Here is a 15,252-nt window from a genome sequence, read left to right on the forward strand (position 1 = left end):
TTCACAGGATGTGATACTGGTTCGCCCTGGTGAGAAAATTCCTGTTGACGGGGAAGTTATTGAGGGAGCATCCACAATTGATGAAGGGATGGTGACAGGGGAAAGTGTGGCTGTCAAAAAGCAACCAGGGGATGAAGTGATTGGAGCTACCATCAACAAAACTGGGAGTTTCAAGTTTCGGGCGACACGAGTCGGAAGTGATACTGTGCTGGCACAGATTGTCCAATTAATACAGCAAGCACAGGGTTCCAAAGCCCCAATTCAGAGATTAGCAGACCAAGTAACTGGATGGTTTGTACCTGCGGTAATTGCGATCGCACTGCTCACTTTCATCATTTGGTTTAATTTTACAGGCAACATGACTTTAGCGCTGATCACCACTGTTGGAGTACTAATTATCGCCTATCCTTGTGCGCTGGGTTTAGCCACACCAACATCTGTGATGGTAGGAACGGGTAAAGGTGCAGAAAATGGCATTTTGATTAAAGGTGCTGAAAGCCTAGAACTGGCACACAAAATTCAAACAATCGTGCTAGATAAAACTGGAACTATCACTCAAGGTAAACCAACAGTTACCGATTTTGTCACCGTCAATGGTACTGCTAATAGCAATGAGATCAAGTTGGTGCAACTTACGGCATCTGTGGAACGCAATTCTGAACATCCATTGGCAGAAGCAGTTGTGAGATACGCTCAATCTCAAGAAGTGGTGTTAGCAGATGTCAGAGAGTTTGAAGCGATCGCAGGCAGTGGTGTACAAGGTATAGTTTCTGGTCATCTTGTGCAAATTGGAACGCAACGCTGGATGTCAGAATTAGGCATTGACACCCAAGCCTTGCAACAAGATAAAGAGCGTTTGGAGTATCTAGGTAAAACTGCGATTTGGATTGCAGTTGACGGACAAATTCAGGGATTGATGGGGATTGCTGATGCCATCAAACCTACCTCTATACAGGCAGTTCGAGCTTTGCAAAAACTGGGTTTAGAAGTGGTGATGCTTACCGGGGATAATCGCCGTACCGCCGAAACTATCGCCCGTGAAGTTGGTATCAAGCGTGTCTTGGCAGAAGTTCGGCCCGACCAAAAAGCCGCTACAGTGCAGAAACTACAATCAGAAGGAAAGATTGTAGCAATGGTTGGAGATGGTATCAATGATGCACCAGCACTAGCTCAAGCCGATGTCGGAATGGCAATTGGCACTGGTACAGATGTAGCGATCGCCGCTAGTGACATTACACTCATCTCAGGCGATTTACAAGGTATAGTCACAGCAATTCAACTCAGCCGTGCCAAACCATTAGCAAACAAAGTTGCAGTTACGCTTGGTGGATTGGGGCTGATTGGTTTAGAACTCTGGTGGTTTTTGCTCAGTAAGCCCAAATCCCAAAAGGCAGTTGCAGCAAGCCAGGGTATCCAAGAAGTAACCATCACCGTTGATGGTGGATACGAGCCAAGCCGGATTGTAGTGGAAGCGCTTAAACCCGTGCGGCTTTTATTCGACCGCAGAGATCCTAGCAGTTGCTTAGAGCAAGTTTTAATTCCAGACTTTCATATTGCCGTTGATTTACCACTAAATCAAGTTACTGCTGTAGAATTTACACCCAAACAAGTCGGAAATTATGTCTTTACTTGTGGCATGAACATGTTTCATGGGGAAATTCGAGCCGAAGCTTTAAACACTTAATCAACAGCCCCAAGGGAACATAAAACTATGACAGAACCTCAATCCAGATCCGTACACCAGTGGCAGCAATGGGAAATGGGTATTTATCTAGAACCGGCCACTAAAGCAATGTTCAATCTTCAGCCAGGTAGTCAAAGCCAAAGATGGTTAATTGAGGTATTATTTTTAAAGTCGCTCAACCCATATATACTCTTAATTTCAAGCAAAATGCCCATGCTTGATTTAGGCACAACAAAGAAATGAAATTTTTCTTCCCTTCTAGTCCCTAGTACTAACTCCCTATTTTAAAAAAGGAGACACAATCATGGATGCGAAATGGAATCTTGCAGGCACGTATTTTGAGGCTTGCAATTGTGATGTTGCCTGCCCATGCGTTTTCTTGAGTCCACCAACTGAGGGGGAATGTACTGTTTTGATCGGCTGGCATATTGATCGGGGGAACTTTGAGGATGTCTCCTTAGACGGGCTGAATGTTGCGTTCGCTATCCACTCACCTGGGCATATGATGCAAGTAGAGTGGAAAGCTGCCATTTATTTAGACGATCGCGCTAGTCAATCTCAAAAGGATGCCTTGACCAAAATTTTTTCCGGGCAAGCGGGTGGCCATCCTGCGATTCTAGCATCACATGTGGGCGAAGTTCTAGGCATCAAAAGCGTGACTATTGATTACCAAGCACAGGGAAAGCAGCGAAGTTTGCGAATTCCTAACATAGCCGAAGCCGAGATTGAAGCGATCGCTGGTCAGGCGGGTGGTGATATCACAATCGCCAATCATCCATTAGCTGTTGCTCCCGGACACCCTGTAGTGGTATCAAAATCCAAGCAGTTGAATTATAAAGACCACAAATTAGCTTGGAACATCTCACAGAAGAATGGCTTCTTTTCGCCCTTCTCTTACCAAGCTTCCTAATTAGCTTATGGTTAAATATCAACAGACACAGATAGAAACACTACTAAAGCGAGATCGCGCTTTAGTACTCTCCGGTTTAGTTGCTATCTCAGTGCTGGCATGGATATATGTGCTTAAAATGGCATTGGGCATGAGAAACACGAACATGGGAATGGAAATGGCCATGCCTCACATGCACACTTGGCAAGCTTTCGATCTCGTGATGGTGTTTGTGATGTGGACAGTGATGATGATAGCGATGATGCTTCCCTCAGCATCGCCTATGATTCTCACGTTTGCTAACATGTACCGTAAACGCCCCAATCACGATAACCTCTTAGTGCTAACTAGCGCCTTCCTTTTAGGATATCTGGTAGTTTGGACAGGATTCAGCGCTTTGGTAAGTTTAGCTCAATTGGGTCTCCACTCAGTTGCCTTGCTTTCGCCAATGATGGTAAGCACAAGTCCCATTTTAGGAGGCTCACTGCTTCTGTTTGCTGGAATTTTTCAGTTAACTCCTCTTAAGCAAGCTTGTCTGTCTTACTGTCGTTCTCCAATTGGGTTTTTGATGAGCGAGTGGCGAGAAGGAATACAAGGTGCTTTGATAATGGGTTTTCGGCATGGTATCTTTTGTGTAGGATGCTGCTGGATACTCATGCTCCTTTTATTTGTAACTGGAGTGATGAATCTCTTGTGGGTAGCAATTATTAGTGGGTTTGTCCTGATAGAGAAATTACTTCCTTTGGGAGTTTGGGTGGGTCGAGTTGCCGGATTGCTACTTATTGGATTAGGCATAAGAGTGATTTTACCAAGTTTGCTATCAGTGGCAAGCTAGGGTTGTGTTGCAACAAAGATATACAGCTGCAATTATTGACAAGTTAATTGTTCGTTTGATGTTAATAATATACTAGTAGCAGCATATTTAGATTTTGATTATTAGCAACTAAAACTTGATACTGTCTATCCTTGACTCTCCAGTTAGCTGGAGAGTTTAGTATAAGTATAGAAGTTGTGTATATTATAAAAGTAGGTAAATATGTTAGCTCAAGAACAACCAAAATTAATTGGTTCGGTTGCAAAAGAAAGTAGCGTACCAATTAAAACTATTCGCTACTATGAAGAACTTGGTCTACTCAAATCATCAGGTAGAACCGAGGGTAGATTTAGATTGTTTAATGCTGATATTTTAGCTCGCTTGCACTTTATTAAACGCGCTCAAAGTCTGGGTTTAAGTTTATCAGAAATTAAAGAATTCTTGGATGTTCATGATGGTGGTGAATTACCTTGTGAACATATAAAAACTAAGCTAGAAGATAAGGTAAAAGCTATTGATGAGCAAATTCAGCAATTGCTTATTTTGAAACAAGATTTACAAGGTTTACTTTCTGGTTGGGAAATAAAACCTGAAAATACTTATCAAACCATTTGTCCAATTATTGAATAGAAATTAAGAAGTTAACTTTGTTAAAAAACTTAACTAGCACAGTAACTTATGCTACGGGTTACTGTGCTTTTTTGTTTGATTTGGTTTTGAGAGTAAGAACTTTAATCATGAATTACTATTACAAAAAATTTAATATAAAAAATCATGCTAGACAAGCATTACTGAGATTGACCTCAGCAAGATCAACTCTAGTAAAATCTCGCTCTCCTGCTATATATCGCCTCAGCAGTTCAGCAGTTCAGTAACTTCCATTACTTGTGCCCCTAAACAATTGCCACAATGACTGCTTCAATCAAACTGCCTATAAATCAGTCTGTTACATTGAAATTCAAATTAAATGGAATGAATTCTAGGTTGAATTTAGCTTGCTATGATAAATATGAAAAGATAGTTCAATAAAACTTGATGGATTCTCTTGACACTCTCCCGAACGCTACTATTGTTGCTGGTTTTCACGCTCTTTCTGAACCACTACGGCTTCAGGTCTTGGAACTGTTGCGAGAGCAAGAACTGTGTGTGTGTGACTTGTGCGAGACTTTAGGAGTTACTCAGTCGAAACTGTCTTTTCATCTGAAAACTTTGAAAGAAGCTGGCTTAGTCCGCTCACGCCAAGAGGGACGCTGGATTTACTACAGCCTTAATTTGACTCAATTTGTTGTCCTAGAGCAATATTTATCCGATTATCGCCGCCTAGTTCAAATATTACCTGCCCGCTCTTGCCAAAATCCCCAATGACATATCAAGTTTTTTTGATGAATTTTTATATCTTGTAGTTGACAATACACTAACGTATCAAGAAAACTTGATATAAGAGAAAGACAAACTTAGCTACAAGACGGGGGTGAAGAGGTCGATGAAAGCAAAAGTTAATAAATTGGCTCTCGCGCTATTGACGCTTGCTCTGACAAGCAGTTGTGCAGCTAGCTCAACTTCTAGTACTCAAAGTCAACAGTCCCCAAATGCTATTGAAGCTATTAATACTGCAAAAGCTGGGACGACGATTAAGATTGATGGTTCTAGTACGGTATATCCGATTACCCAAGCGATCGCTAAAGAGTATCAAGCGAACTCCAACAACAAAGCGCAGTTTGCAGTTAATATTTCCGGTACTACTGGCGGGTTTGAAAAATTCTGTGCTGGAGAAACTGACATCAGCGACGCTTCCCGACCGATTTTGAAGGCAGAGATGGAAACTTGCAAGAAAAATGGTGTGGTGTATTTGGAGTTCCCTATTGCTTTTGATGCGCTAACGGTCGCCGTTAATCCGCAAAACGACTGGGCAAAAGACATCACAGTAGCAGAATTGAAAAAGATTTGGGAACCTGATGCCCAAGGGAAAATTACCCGATGGAATCAAGTACGTGCATCTTGGCCAGATCGCCCACTTAATTTGTATGGTGCTGGGAAAAAGTCTGGTACTTTTGACTACTTTACAGAAGCGACTGTAGGTAAAACTAGAGCCAGCCGTAATGATTACACAGCAAGTGAGGATGATGAGGTATTGGTAGATGGCATCAGCAAAGATCCAAATGCTTTAGGTTATTTTGGCTATGCCTATTACGAAAAACACCAAGATAAGTTAAAAGTGCTGGCAATTGACAACGGCAAAGTTGCAGTACTGCCGTCGCGTCAAACTGTAGAGAAAGTCCAGTATCAACCCCTGGCTCGACCTTTGTTTATCTACGTTAATTTTCGGGATCAGCAAGACAAAGGATTAGTAAACAAATTTGTAGAATTTTACATTGATAAAGCACCAACAACAGCTAGCGCCGTGGGCTATATACCTTTACCAGATGATAGCAAACGCCTCAATTACGTTCACTTGTATCAAGGCAAAGTGGGAACAGTATTTGGAGGAAAAGCAGAGATGAAACTGACAATTGGAGAGTTATTACGGAAAGAAGGACAATTCTAGACATGGATAACCCATCTAAAGCAACCAACTTGTTCATTATGAAACTTTAGAATGCAAACTGTGTGAAAAGAGTGATGAACAAAAAGACTTCAAAACGCCTTTCCTTTCTTGACCGATTTTTAACCTTGTGGATTTTTTTAGCAATGGCTCTTGGTGTTGGTCTTGGCTATTTCTTTCCTGGAGTAGAAGGATTTATCAACCAGTTCCAAGTGGGAGCAACCAATATACCAATTGCTATCGGGTTAATTCTGATGATGTATCCACCCTTAGCGAAAGTGCGATACGAAGAGTTAGGGGATGTATTTCGCAACGGGAAAATTCTCGGTCTGTCTCTAGTTCAAAATTGGATTATCGGGCCAATTCTGATGTTTGCTCTGGCAGCTACCTTCTTACGTAGTTATCCAGAATATATGACAGGATTGATTTTGATTGGATTAGCTCGCTGTATTGCAATGGTCGTCGTCTGGAGTGACTTAGCACGAGGCAACACGGAGTACACGGCTGGATTGGTTGCTTTTAACAGCATCTTTCAAGTCATCTTTTACAGTCCTTATGCGTGGTTCTTTATTAGTGTGCTACCGCCTCTGTTTGGGTTGCAAGGTAGTGTCGTTAACGTGAGTATTGCCGAGATTGCCGAGAGCGTGTTTATCTATCTTGGTATTCCCTTTTTAGCTGGATTTTTCACTCGTTACTTCTTAGTGAAGGCGAAGAGTAAGCAATGGTATCACGAAGAATTTGTGCCTAAAATCAGCCCGATTACGCTGATTGCTCTGCTATTTACAATAGTGGTCATGTTCAGCTTGAAAGGAAATTTAATCGTTCAAATTCCCTTAGATGTAGTTAAGATTGCAATTCCGATGATCATCTACTTCGTTGTGATGTTTTTGGTCAGCTTTTACATGGCATGGCGCATTAAGACAGACTATTCTAGAGCCGCCAGTGTAGCGTTTACAGCAGCAGGAAATAATTTTGAGTTAGCGATCGCAGTGGCAATTGCAGTGTTTGGCATCAATTCAGGTGTGGCTTTTGCAGCTGTCGTTGGCCCGCTAGTAGAAGTGCCTGTGCTAATTAGTCTGGTTAATGTTGCCTTCTGGCTCCAAAAGCGTTATTTCGCAACGCCTGAATCGAGCAGCTGATAAATTTAACGACATTATTAGGGGAATCAAACTATGAAACGAGTGATGTTTGTTTGTAAAAAGAATTCTGCCCGTTCTCAAATGGCAGAAGGCTTTGCTAAAACCCTTGGTAAGGGAAAAATTGAAGTAGTTAGCTCTGGGTTAGAAGCAAGTGTTGTCAGACCAGAGGCGATCGCTACCATGAAAGAAATCGGCATTAACATTACCGATCAACACTCCAAAGCTCTGAGTGATTTTAAAGCGGAGGATTTTGATATTGTAATTTCTCTGTGTGGTTGTGGCGTGAATTTGCCACCAGAGTGGGTCGTGCGCGAAGTATTTGAAGACTGGCAGTTGGATGACCCAGCCGAACAGCCTGAAATATTCCCCAGAGTACGCGATGAGATTAAAGAACGGGTGGCTCAATTAATTGAGTCACTGAAAGAAGAATCTACGCCTGCTGTTTAGAAATTGCAATGTTAGCTCAAATTGTAATGCTGGAATGAGACTGAGGTCAAACCAATGGAGCAGGAATCAAGTCAACCGATAAGAGAAAACCTGTGGTGGGTGATTCCAGGGAAGCTGGCAGGTATGCGTAAGCCGATGGCAGAAGAGTTGACTGAATTACAAGCGGTGGGTATTCGTGCGATCGTCTCTGTTATGGATGACCCCTCCAATCTAGATTTATATCAGCAGGCAGACATTACTTACCTCTGGGTGCCTATTAAAGGAGGCACCGCACCCAGCCAAGAACAGCTTCAGGAATTACAAAACTTTATTAACAGTCAAAACGCTCTTGGCAACGGTGTTGCAGTTCATTGCACTAGTGGCAGACGGCGGACAGGAACAATCTTAGCTTCCTACTTGATTAGTGCTGGTTCATCTTACGACGATGCTATCAAAACAATCCTGACCATGAACCCTGATGTTGAGCTGCGAGAAGCTCAAACTACGTTTCTGCGAGAGTTGGCAAAAGAGTAAGTCATTACCGTGCCTGGTCTGCTTGATTGTTGGGAGCAAGTATGCAGGTGAAGTGCAGCCTTATTTGCTCTCTCTTTGGTATTCTTAAGTTGCCCCTGGAACACTGTCTTCCTCAATCAATCTGCAAATCTTTCAATCTCGTTTTGATTTTGGAAGAGTTAGTACCTTCTGCAATATCTCGAACCGCTCTGGTACTAACCGATAGTAAATCCAAGTGCCGCGTCGTTCCTTTTGGAGCAAGCCTGCTTCATACAACACCTTCAGATGATGGCTGACAGTGGGTTGCGATAAACCAAGTGGTTCTACCAACTGGCAAACACAAGCTTCTTGTGCAGGTTGAACTGCAATAAAACTGAGCAACTGTAACCGAGCTGATTCACCCAGCACTCGAAATAATGCAGCAATCTGAGCCGCTTCATCTGGCTGCAACACCTCTTGCAGCAGGAAAAGACAACACGTTGAAGTAGAGGTTAAAGAATTCATATTTATATATTGACACTCATCAATATAGTTTGGCAATATATAGATACACATCAATATTGATGTGTATCGATTTAAGGAGAACTGTTATGTCTCGTGTTCAACTTGCTTTGAATGTTAGTGATATAGATGCTGCGGTTGATTTCTATAGCAAGCTTTTTGGTACTGAGCCTGCAAAACGCCGCCCTGGTTACGTCAACTTTGCGATCGCCCAGCCTCCTCTAAAACTAGTACTGATTGAAAATACAGAGAGGGCTGGCACTTTAAATCATTTGGGTGTGGAGGTTGAGACAGCGGATGAAGTTGTAACCGCAAGCGATCGCCTGCAACAACTTGGGCTAGAGACTCGACCAGAGGAGCAAGTGACTTGTTGCTATGCCCTTCAGGATAAAGTGTGGGTGCATGACCCAGATGGCTCACCCTGGGAGATTTATAAAGTTTTGGGTGACTCACAGGTACGGGATATTAAACCTGTTGAAGCTAGTAGTCAAGTGTGCAATCAAGGAGCCTGTTGTTAGTCTGTAGCTCTACGTTTTGTGCCAATTATTAATTTGTATCCTGACATTTCTATGACGACATTTGACCATCCCCCCAGAATTTTGTTTTTGTATGGCTCGTTGCGTGAGCGTTCCTATAGCCGACTTTTGGCAGAGGAGGCCGCACGCATCATTCAGGAATTTGGGGCAGAGGTGAAGTTTTTCGACTCACGTGAACTACCAATCTACGGCAGCGTACCTGACACTCATCCCAAAGTGCAAGAGTTGCGCCAATTGAGCCAATGGTCAGAAGGACAGGTCTGGTCTAGCCCAGAAATGCACGGTCAGATCACTGGCATCATGAAAAACCAGATCGATTGGATTCCTCTCAGTATTGGAGCAGTTAGACCGACACAGGGTAGAACTTTGGCCGTCATGCAAGTTAGTGGTGGTTCTCAGTCTTTTAACGCTGTCAATACATTGCGGCTTTTAGGACGATGGATGCGGATGTTTACAATTCCGAATCAATCCTCTGTTGCTAAAGCTTACCTTGAGTTCAATTCTGACGGCACAATGAAAGACTCGCCCTACCGCGATCGCGTTGTGGATGTCATGGAAGAACTTTATAAGTTCACCTTGTTGCTACGAGACAAGGTGGATTACCTCACTGATCGCTACAGCGAACGCAAGGAAAAAGCTGCTAAGGATATAGCTGCAATCGCAAATTCATCTCTTGAAGGGAATTTAACTAAAAAAGCATAGTTACCTAAAAATTTATTATGGGTCTTTTATGCAACCCTTTACAATCAGACACAGAAATTCCTCACTCTGGGCTTTGGCGCTAGCAATCACGTTTATCTTGTCAGGGCTTTTTCTAATCGCTTTCTTTGGGCGAGTGACAACGCTAACTTGTAACCGAGTCGATCCAAACCAGGAACGTTGTGAATTAGTAGAAACCAGTTTATTGGTATCAAATGTCATAAAGTTTCCACAGGGCGAACTGCAAGGAGCTAAAGTTGGCAAGATTAGTATGGATAATGGCTCTAGTGACCAAATCCTTCTTTTGACTACAAAAGGCGAAGTATCTTTCTCACCCTTCTACACCCCTTTCTATGTATCAACTCAGACAATAGTTTCCCAAATCAATGCTTTCGTTAATTATCCAAATCGAACCGTATTGAGAGTTTGGGAAGATGATCGTTGGTTTTACTATTCTTTAGGGTGTATTGGCATCATTTTAGGCTTCTTTGTACTCTTACAGGATTTAACGTAACCCAAAAGTCCTTCCCCTCAGCTACCGTAGGTCTGGGTAGTTCATACAAACATGAAAACTCCCTCTCATTTTCTCATGACAGCGGCTCTAGATAAGGCATTACCACGAGTACCGATTGTTAAAAGTGCTTTTCTGCTTGGCTCTGTGGCTCCTGATATACCCCTTTGGGTTTTGTCTATCAGCGGAATTATTTACTATCATTTGATTTTGGGTTGGAGTCTAGCTAATACTTTTCATTTAATGTTTGACCAGCTGTACTTTTACAACCCAGCTTGGATAGCATTCCATAATTTACTACATAGCCCCGTGTTGCTTGTGCTTGGCTTAGGATTAGTCTGGCGACGTAGAAGAAACATTGGGTCACACGAACGCTGGTTATTCTGGTTCCTGCTAGCATGTTTATTCCATGCTGTTGTGGACATCTTCACCCATACCAACGATGGGCCGTTATTGTTTTTTCCTTTAGAATGGAGTATCCGTTTCCATAGTCCTATTAGCTATTGGGATTGGCGCTATCATGGACGAGAATTTGCACGATTTGAACTGGCTCTAGATAGTGTACTGCTAATCTATCTTCTGGCTTCGCGTTTCTTCTTCAAACGCTCCAAAATGCCATAAATCTCTCCAATCACAATTTAGAAAGCGTTAAGCATTCACCTTTGTATATTTTTAGTGTGTTTGATCTTATAAGATTAATTTAATAATTAAAACTCATTTTTCTTTAGGTAATTGAACTGTAAAAGTGCTACCTTTACCTAATTCACTTTCTACATTTGTTTTACCTTTATGTGCTTGAACAATGGCTAATCCTAAACTAGAACCACCAGTACTACGAGAGCGATCAGCCTTGTTAATGCCTATGTGTAGTATCTGCGAGTATGCTAAAGAAACGCGATCGCACTCCTAAGTTGAACAATATCGCAAGGTCGTTACTGCCACAGATGTAGCTTAACTCATCTGAGGCATAAAAGCTGAATATATGCTAGCTAATTTGCTTTTAAAGTAGGGAAGGACAGATATAAACTTTAAATTCCAGGTGTAATTGACTAGTCATGGCTAACTGATTGATTGGATTGCCAGGATTTACGCAGTGTTACAAATGCAAGCATACTCACAACTGTGAGGTAAATACGTTGTAACCAGATACTACTCAAGCTGAGAGTAATATGTCCGCCAATTATTCCACCCATAAACATTGTCAGACCAAGAATCACACCTAGTTTGTAATCCACAATGCCCTGCATCATGAATATTAAAGTGGCAACTAATGAAGAAAATATATTAACCAGCTTAGTTGTAGCTATTGCTTGAACAAATGTCATGCGAAATAACATCACGTAGGCTGCTGTCAGTAAGGTAACATAACCGCCACTGAAAAAGCCGCCGTAAATACCAAGTAGGAAAGTGACTATATAGCCTGCGATTTCTGCTATCCGCGAAGGTATTACTTCTGCTGGAACTACTCCAGCATTCCTGTTGGCAATTGATAACACGGTAACTACAATCATCGAGATAGAGATAATAAGTGGCATCGATTTTGACGGCACAACCAGAACAAGCAATGCTCCCAATATTGATCCTGCCAGGGTTAGAACTATTAATCGTGGTAAGCGACGGCGGTCAATTACTCCTTTACCAATAAAAGGTAATGTGCCACCGATACTCATTAATGTTAGTGCCAGCATATTAGTAGCAAGGGCAGTGCGCGGTTCAACCCCAAACTGAAGCATTATAGGTACGGTAATTAGAGACGTGCTACCAGTGATAACGCTAATGACGCTTGCTATCAAGAAAACTGTAATAAGGACGAGTAATTGGATGGTTGTCAAGGTAGATATCGCTTTATTCAAAATTGCGGTTTATCGGTCGGATTACCGGAGTTATCAATAAGAGTAAATTAGCAGAAAATGGGTGACAAACGCTCTAAATCCAACTCATCAAAACGTAATTGTTCCTCGGCTGCTCTAATGCGAGCCGACCTGGAGCCAGAGGTGTAAATGTTATAACTCAGTTGTGCCGCTCCAGAAGAGGTTGTACTTGGAGCTTGTTCTGTAGAAGGTATCCCACTTCGAGAACGCAGTTCAGCAGAAAGCTGACTACTAGCAGATTGTTGAGGAGAAATATCAGTATTTAAACTAACATTGGGATACAAAGCAGCTTGTGCTTCACGTAGAGTTGCACGACTTCGTTCTGAAGTCAGTATTGATACTTGTAGCTCCCGATTATTCCGCTGTGCCAGTTCCAAAGCTTGTTGCAGAGTAATCGGCTGAGTAGCCTGAATTTTGACATCTTCTGGTTTGGTAGGAAACTGTAGAGAATTGGGATTAGGGTTGAGGTTATCGAGTAAAGTCGGAGTGGGAGATGCAGACTGAGCAGTTAGTAATGAGTCTGCTTGAGAAGGAACTTTTTCTGTTTGACTACTCTGAGGCTGAGTCAAAGCACGTACAGGTTGAACTGAATTAGCAGCAAAATCACTTAAGGTAAATACACAACCAATACCCGCAATTACTAGATAACGATAGTTTGACATATATTATTTAAACTCCTGTAATTCACACCACACAGCAAAAAATGACTACACTCTAAAAGCAGGGGTAGTAACAAAAGATAGAAAACCTATAGGTTAAATACGAAATTTTCTATTTAGATTGGCGTAAGCGGCGAAACAGTCATTTAAATGGCGAAAAAGAGCGAACCCTGTTTAGGTGGATAACATTAAACGGTAGTTCGATGGTAAAAGTACTACCTTTACCTAATTCGCTTTGCACATTCAAACTACCGTGGTGTGCCTGAACAATTGCAGAGGCGATCGCCAATCCTAATCCAGAACCGCCAGTGCTACGAGAGCGATCGCTATTCACGCGATAAAAGCGATCGTAAATTCGAGTCAGTTCCTTCTCTGGGATACCAATACCCGTATCATGAACCCGAATCACAGCATGATTGTCACTACAACCCAGGCAAACCGTAACCTCCCCTCCTTTGGGTGTATACTGAATTGCATTAACAATTAAATTAGAAACTAAACGATAAAGCTGGTCACTATCACCGACAATATTTACTGGCTTATTTACCTTGATCCTAGATTGCAGCATTACACCTGCCGCAATTGCCATCGCTTCAAATTCCTCGACTAAATCGCTGACAATATCATTTAGACAACATTGTTCTAGTTGTACTGGCAAGTGTTGCCTATCTAAACGAGCCAATAATAATAAATCTACAACCAAAGTAATAAGTCGCTGATTCTGACGGTGGATAGTTCGCAGAATGTCCCGCGTTTCTTCTTCATCCAGCTGCGACATTAAAAGCGCTGATTCCACCGTTGCGCCTGTTGCAGCTAAAGGCGTTCGCAATTCGTGTGCTGCATCTGCTGTAAATTGTTGAATTTGTCGATAAGATTGGTAAATTGGCTGCATAGCTAATCCTGATAGCCACCAACTAGCAACTGCAACCATACCCATTGCGATCGGCAATCCTAAACCTAAATTGAATTTGACACTATCCAGATAACGATTAAATTCTTCAAGACTTCGCCCCACTTGCATATAGCCCCAATCCCGATGATCTTGGGTGTGTAGCATTAAAGAATTTTGGTGGTAATCATTGCCTTTGCTGTCTTTGAGAAATAACCATTTTTCATTGCTGAAAACAGTAGACAGCCCTTCTGGATAATTGCCGGTAGTAGCAATTAAGCGTCCTGAAATATCAAAAAAACGCACATAGTAGTGATCTTTATTAACTACACCAAGAAAATGGCGTTTAGTATCTGACTGCTGTTGAGTACAGCTGGCTCCAATTCTACATAAATTTATATTTGGGAATAGCTGCTGTACAACAGGTTCCAAACTCCCAGGCTGCCTGAGCTTAAATTCAATACTGTCATGTAGTGTTCCTGCTACAGACTCAATTTCACTGTCTAAAGCTACCACATGAGCACGGAAAACAGCTCTGTAGACACCGAAAGCACAAACGCTTAAAATTGAACCCATGACGAGGGCATACCACAGAGCTAAACGAACACGAGTTCCTCGAAACAGTTTATTTTGATTCATTAATCACATTAAGACGATATCCCATACCGTGCAAAGTTTCAATCGGGTTGGTGCAGTCGAAGCAGGCTAGCTTGCGACGCAACAAACGTACTTGCGCTGCTACCACATTGCTAGCAGGTTCTGCACTTACTTCCCAAAGCTGATTGCGAATCTGTTCGGTGGTAACAATTTGATTGGGGTGCTTCATAAAATATTCCACCAGTTGGAATTCTTTATTAGTTAAAGAAATTTCCTGTTTTTCGCCCGTCGTATTTTGACCGACAACTGTACTATTGCTGTAATCTAAAGTAAAGTTACCAACGGTTAGTTGTTGAGGTTGTAAGTGGGGATAACGCCGCTGCAATGCCCTCAACCTTGCCAGTAATTCTGCCATTCCAAAAGGCTTCACCAAGTAATCATCAGCACCCGCATCTAAACCAGCAACTTTATCTTCCATGCTATCTCTAGCTGTGAGCATCAAGACAGGCAAAGAATTTCCTTTTAAACGCAGCCTTTTACACAATTCCAAACCAGTAAATCCTGGGAGCATCCAATCTAAAATCGCCACTGTATATTGTGCCGAACTATTTTCTAAATATGCCCATGCTTCATTACCATCCATTACCCAGTCAACTAAATACTTTTGCTGCTTCAGCGTTCGCTTAATAGCAGCGCCCAAATCTGACTCATCTTCGACTAGCAACACACGCATATCAAATTGAAAAGTTAGAGGTTCGTGGCAGTTTTGTGAAATCAGCATAGTTAATAACAGGGTTATCCCTTAGAAATAGATTGACAGAAGTTTATGAAATTAAGATGAAATTCTGAGTTATTCAATCATGTATACAAGCAAGCTATCTAAGATCATAAACAGATGCTACGCTTTATACCAATTTAATATGAAGCTGCATAGAAAAGAGCTTCTAAAATAAAGTTATAAGATGAGATAGATATTACCTCA

Annotated in this window: 19 protein-coding genes and 2 pseudogenes; 15 read left to right on the plus strand and 6 right to left on the minus strand. The window is 41.9% G+C overall.

Annotated elements, in window-relative coordinates:
- Nucleotides 1-7: 7 nt before the first annotated feature.
- From RMZ41_RS11740 to RMZ41_RS11790, 11 genes and pseudogenes are all read left to right on the plus strand, one after another.
- Nucleotides 8-1,291 (plus strand): annotated as a pseudogene (locus RMZ41_RS11740) (heavy metal translocating P-type ATPase); the annotation flags it as partial.
- A 72-nt stretch (nt 1,292-1,363) separates the two neighbouring features.
- The gene (locus RMZ41_RS11745; RefSeq protein WP_409875171.1) at nt 1,364-1,684 is read left to right on the plus strand and encodes a cupredoxin domain-containing protein; all 321 of its coding nucleotides are present in this window, start codon (nt 1,364-1,366) and stop codon (nt 1,682-1,684) included.
- Nucleotides 1,685-1,711: 27 nt separating this feature from the next.
- Entirely contained in the window at nt 1,712-1,927 is a 216-nt protein-coding gene (locus RMZ41_RS11750; protein WP_322642060.1) for a hypothetical protein, read from the plus strand.
- A gap of 61 nt (nt 1,928-1,988) precedes the next feature.
- Nucleotides 1,989-2,594 (plus strand): DUF1326 domain-containing protein, encoded by a 606-nt coding sequence (locus tag RMZ41_RS11755; RefSeq protein ID WP_322642059.1) that lies wholly within the window; start codon nt 1,989-1,991, stop codon nt 2,592-2,594.
- 7 nt (nt 2,595-2,601) lie between these two features.
- Entirely contained in the window at nt 2,602-3,408 is an 807-nt protein-coding gene (locus tag RMZ41_RS11760; protein ID WP_322642058.1) for a DUF2182 domain-containing protein, read from the plus strand.
- Between the two features lie 201 nt (nt 3,409-3,609).
- Nucleotides 3,610-4,017, plus strand: a complete 408-nt coding sequence (locus RMZ41_RS11765) for a heavy metal-responsive transcriptional regulator (RefSeq protein WP_322642057.1) — start codon at nt 3,610-3,612, stop codon at nt 4,015-4,017.
- Nucleotides 4,018-4,422: 405 nt separating this feature from the next.
- On the plus strand, nt 4,423-4,752 hold the full coding sequence (locus RMZ41_RS11770) for a metalloregulator ArsR/SmtB family transcription factor (protein WP_322642056.1): 330 nt from the start codon (nt 4,423-4,425) through the stop codon (nt 4,750-4,752).
- 118 nt (nt 4,753-4,870) lie between these two features.
- A complete protein-coding gene (locus RMZ41_RS11775) occupies nt 4,871-5,932 on the plus strand; it encodes a PstS family phosphate ABC transporter substrate-binding protein (RefSeq protein ID WP_322642055.1) in 1,062 nt (353 codons plus the stop codon).
- Between the two features lie 74 nt (nt 5,933-6,006).
- Complete coding sequence (arsB, locus tag RMZ41_RS11780) at nt 6,007-7,068, plus strand: ACR3 family arsenite efflux transporter (protein WP_322642054.1); 1,062 nt, start codon at nt 6,007-6,009, stop codon at nt 7,066-7,068.
- A 33-nt stretch (nt 7,069-7,101) separates the two neighbouring features.
- On the plus strand, nt 7,102-7,515 hold the full coding sequence (gene arsC, locus RMZ41_RS11785) for an arsenate reductase, glutathione/glutaredoxin type (protein ID WP_322642053.1): 414 nt from the start codon (nt 7,102-7,104) through the stop codon (nt 7,513-7,515).
- A gap of 54 nt (nt 7,516-7,569) precedes the next feature.
- Nucleotides 7,570-8,028, plus strand: a complete 459-nt coding sequence (locus RMZ41_RS11790) for a dual specificity protein phosphatase family protein (protein ID WP_322642052.1) — start codon at nt 7,570-7,572, stop codon at nt 8,026-8,028.
- Between the two features lie 132 nt (nt 8,029-8,160).
- On the opposite strand, the gene RMZ41_RS11795 is transcribed toward RMZ41_RS11790, so the two are convergent.
- Nucleotides 8,161-8,511: a metalloregulator ArsR/SmtB family transcription factor gene (locus RMZ41_RS11795; protein WP_322642051.1), complete on the minus strand. Its 351-nt coding sequence runs from the start codon at nt 8,509-8,511 to the stop codon at nt 8,161-8,163.
- 86 nt (nt 8,512-8,597) lie between these two features.
- On the opposite strand from RMZ41_RS11795, the gene RMZ41_RS11800 reads away from it, so the two are divergent.
- From RMZ41_RS11800 to RMZ41_RS11815, 4 genes are read left to right on the plus strand one after another with little or no spacing between them, the layout of a single operon-like run.
- Complete coding sequence (locus tag RMZ41_RS11800; RefSeq protein WP_322642050.1) at nt 8,598-9,026, plus strand: ArsI/CadI family heavy metal resistance metalloenzyme; 429 nt, start codon at nt 8,598-8,600, stop codon at nt 9,024-9,026.
- A 51-nt stretch (nt 9,027-9,077) separates the two neighbouring features.
- A complete protein-coding gene (gene arsH, locus RMZ41_RS11805; protein WP_322642049.1) occupies nt 9,078-9,746 on the plus strand; it encodes an arsenical resistance protein ArsH in 669 nt (222 codons plus the stop codon).
- A 28-nt stretch (nt 9,747-9,774) separates the two neighbouring features.
- Nucleotides 9,775-10,257: a hypothetical protein gene (locus RMZ41_RS11810; protein ID WP_322642048.1), complete on the plus strand. Its 483-nt coding sequence runs from the start codon at nt 9,775-9,777 to the stop codon at nt 10,255-10,257.
- Between the two features lie 51 nt (nt 10,258-10,308).
- Nucleotides 10,309-10,875, plus strand: a complete 567-nt coding sequence (locus RMZ41_RS11815) for a metal-dependent hydrolase (protein ID WP_322642047.1) — start codon at nt 10,309-10,311, stop codon at nt 10,873-10,875.
- Between the two features lie 93 nt (nt 10,876-10,968).
- Here RMZ41_RS11815 and RMZ41_RS11820 read toward each other — a convergent pair.
- The 5 genes and pseudogenes from RMZ41_RS11820 to rppA all read right to left on the minus strand — a co-directional run.
- Nucleotides 10,969-11,103 (minus strand): annotated as a pseudogene (locus RMZ41_RS11820) (ATP-binding protein); the annotation flags it as partial.
- Between the two features lie 200 nt (nt 11,104-11,303).
- A complete protein-coding gene (locus tag RMZ41_RS11825; RefSeq protein WP_322642046.1) occupies nt 11,304-12,086 on the minus strand; it encodes a sulfite exporter TauE/SafE family protein in 783 nt (260 codons plus the stop codon).
- Between the two features lie 68 nt (nt 12,087-12,154).
- On the minus strand, nt 12,155-12,787 hold the full coding sequence (locus RMZ41_RS11830) for a TolC family protein (RefSeq protein ID WP_322642045.1): 633 nt from the start codon (nt 12,785-12,787) through the stop codon (nt 12,155-12,157).
- A gap of 139 nt (nt 12,788-12,926) precedes the next feature.
- On the minus strand, nt 12,927-14,312 hold the full coding sequence (rppB, locus tag RMZ41_RS11835) for a two-component system sensor histidine kinase RppB (RefSeq protein WP_322642044.1): 1,386 nt from the start codon (nt 14,310-14,312) through the stop codon (nt 12,927-12,929).
- Entirely contained in the window at nt 14,299-15,051 is a 753-nt protein-coding gene (gene rppA, locus RMZ41_RS11840; protein ID WP_322642043.1) for a two-component system response regulator RppA, read from the minus strand. Before rppA ends, rppB begins: the two co-directional genes overlap by 14 nt.
- Between the last annotated feature and the right edge of the window lie 201 nt (nt 15,052-15,252).

The sequence above is a fragment of the Nostoc sp. DedVER02 genome, from assembly GCF_034530675.2.
Taxonomy (GTDB): domain Bacteria; phylum Cyanobacteriota; class Cyanobacteriia; order Cyanobacteriales; family Nostocaceae; genus Nostoc.

Bases quoted from the DNA above. Each gene is read 5' to 3' on its own strand.
- rppB (WP_322642044.1), bottom strand. From the start codon at position 14,312: ATGAATCAAAATAAACTGTTTCGAGGAACTCGTGTTCGTTTAGCTCTG.
- RMZ41_RS11830 (WP_322642045.1), bottom strand. From the start codon at position 12,787: ATGTCAAACTATCGTTATCTAGTAATTGCGGGTATTGGTTGTGTATTT.
- RMZ41_RS11800 (WP_322642050.1), top strand. From the start codon at position 8,598: ATGTCTCGTGTTCAACTTGCTTTGAATGTTAGTGATATAGATGCTGCG.
- RMZ41_RS11775 (WP_322642055.1), top strand. From the start codon at position 4,871: ATGAAAGCAAAAGTTAATAAATTGGCTCTCGCGCTATTGACGCTTGCT.
- rppA (WP_322642043.1), bottom strand. From the start codon at position 15,051: ATGCTGATTTCACAAAACTGCCACGAACCTCTAACTTTTCAATTTGAT.
- RMZ41_RS11750 (WP_322642060.1), top strand. From the start codon at position 1,712: ATGACAGAACCTCAATCCAGATCCGTACACCAGTGGCAGCAATGGGAA.
- RMZ41_RS11770 (WP_322642056.1), top strand. From the start codon at position 4,423: ATGGATTCTCTTGACACTCTCCCGAACGCTACTATTGTTGCTGGTTTT.
- arsB (WP_322642054.1), top strand. From the start codon at position 6,007: ATGAACAAAAAGACTTCAAAACGCCTTTCCTTTCTTGACCGATTTTTA.
- RMZ41_RS11810 (WP_322642048.1), top strand. From the start codon at position 9,775: ATGCAACCCTTTACAATCAGACACAGAAATTCCTCACTCTGGGCTTTG.
- arsH (WP_322642049.1), top strand. From the start codon at position 9,078: ATGACGACATTTGACCATCCCCCCAGAATTTTGTTTTTGTATGGCTCG.
- RMZ41_RS11765 (WP_322642057.1), top strand. From the start codon at position 3,610: ATGTTAGCTCAAGAACAACCAAAATTAATTGGTTCGGTTGCAAAAGAA.
- RMZ41_RS11795 (WP_322642051.1), bottom strand. From the start codon at position 8,511: ATGAATTCTTTAACCTCTACTTCAACGTGTTGTCTTTTCCTGCTGCAA.
- RMZ41_RS11760 (WP_322642058.1), top strand. From the start codon at position 2,602: ATGGTTAAATATCAACAGACACAGATAGAAACACTACTAAAGCGAGAT.
- RMZ41_RS11790 (WP_322642052.1), top strand. From the start codon at position 7,570: ATGGAGCAGGAATCAAGTCAACCGATAAGAGAAAACCTGTGGTGGGTG.
- RMZ41_RS11815 (WP_322642047.1), top strand. From the start codon at position 10,309: ATGAAAACTCCCTCTCATTTTCTCATGACAGCGGCTCTAGATAAGGCA.
- arsC (WP_322642053.1), top strand. From the start codon at position 7,102: ATGAAACGAGTGATGTTTGTTTGTAAAAAGAATTCTGCCCGTTCTCAA.
- RMZ41_RS11755 (WP_322642059.1), top strand. From the start codon at position 1,989: ATGGATGCGAAATGGAATCTTGCAGGCACGTATTTTGAGGCTTGCAAT.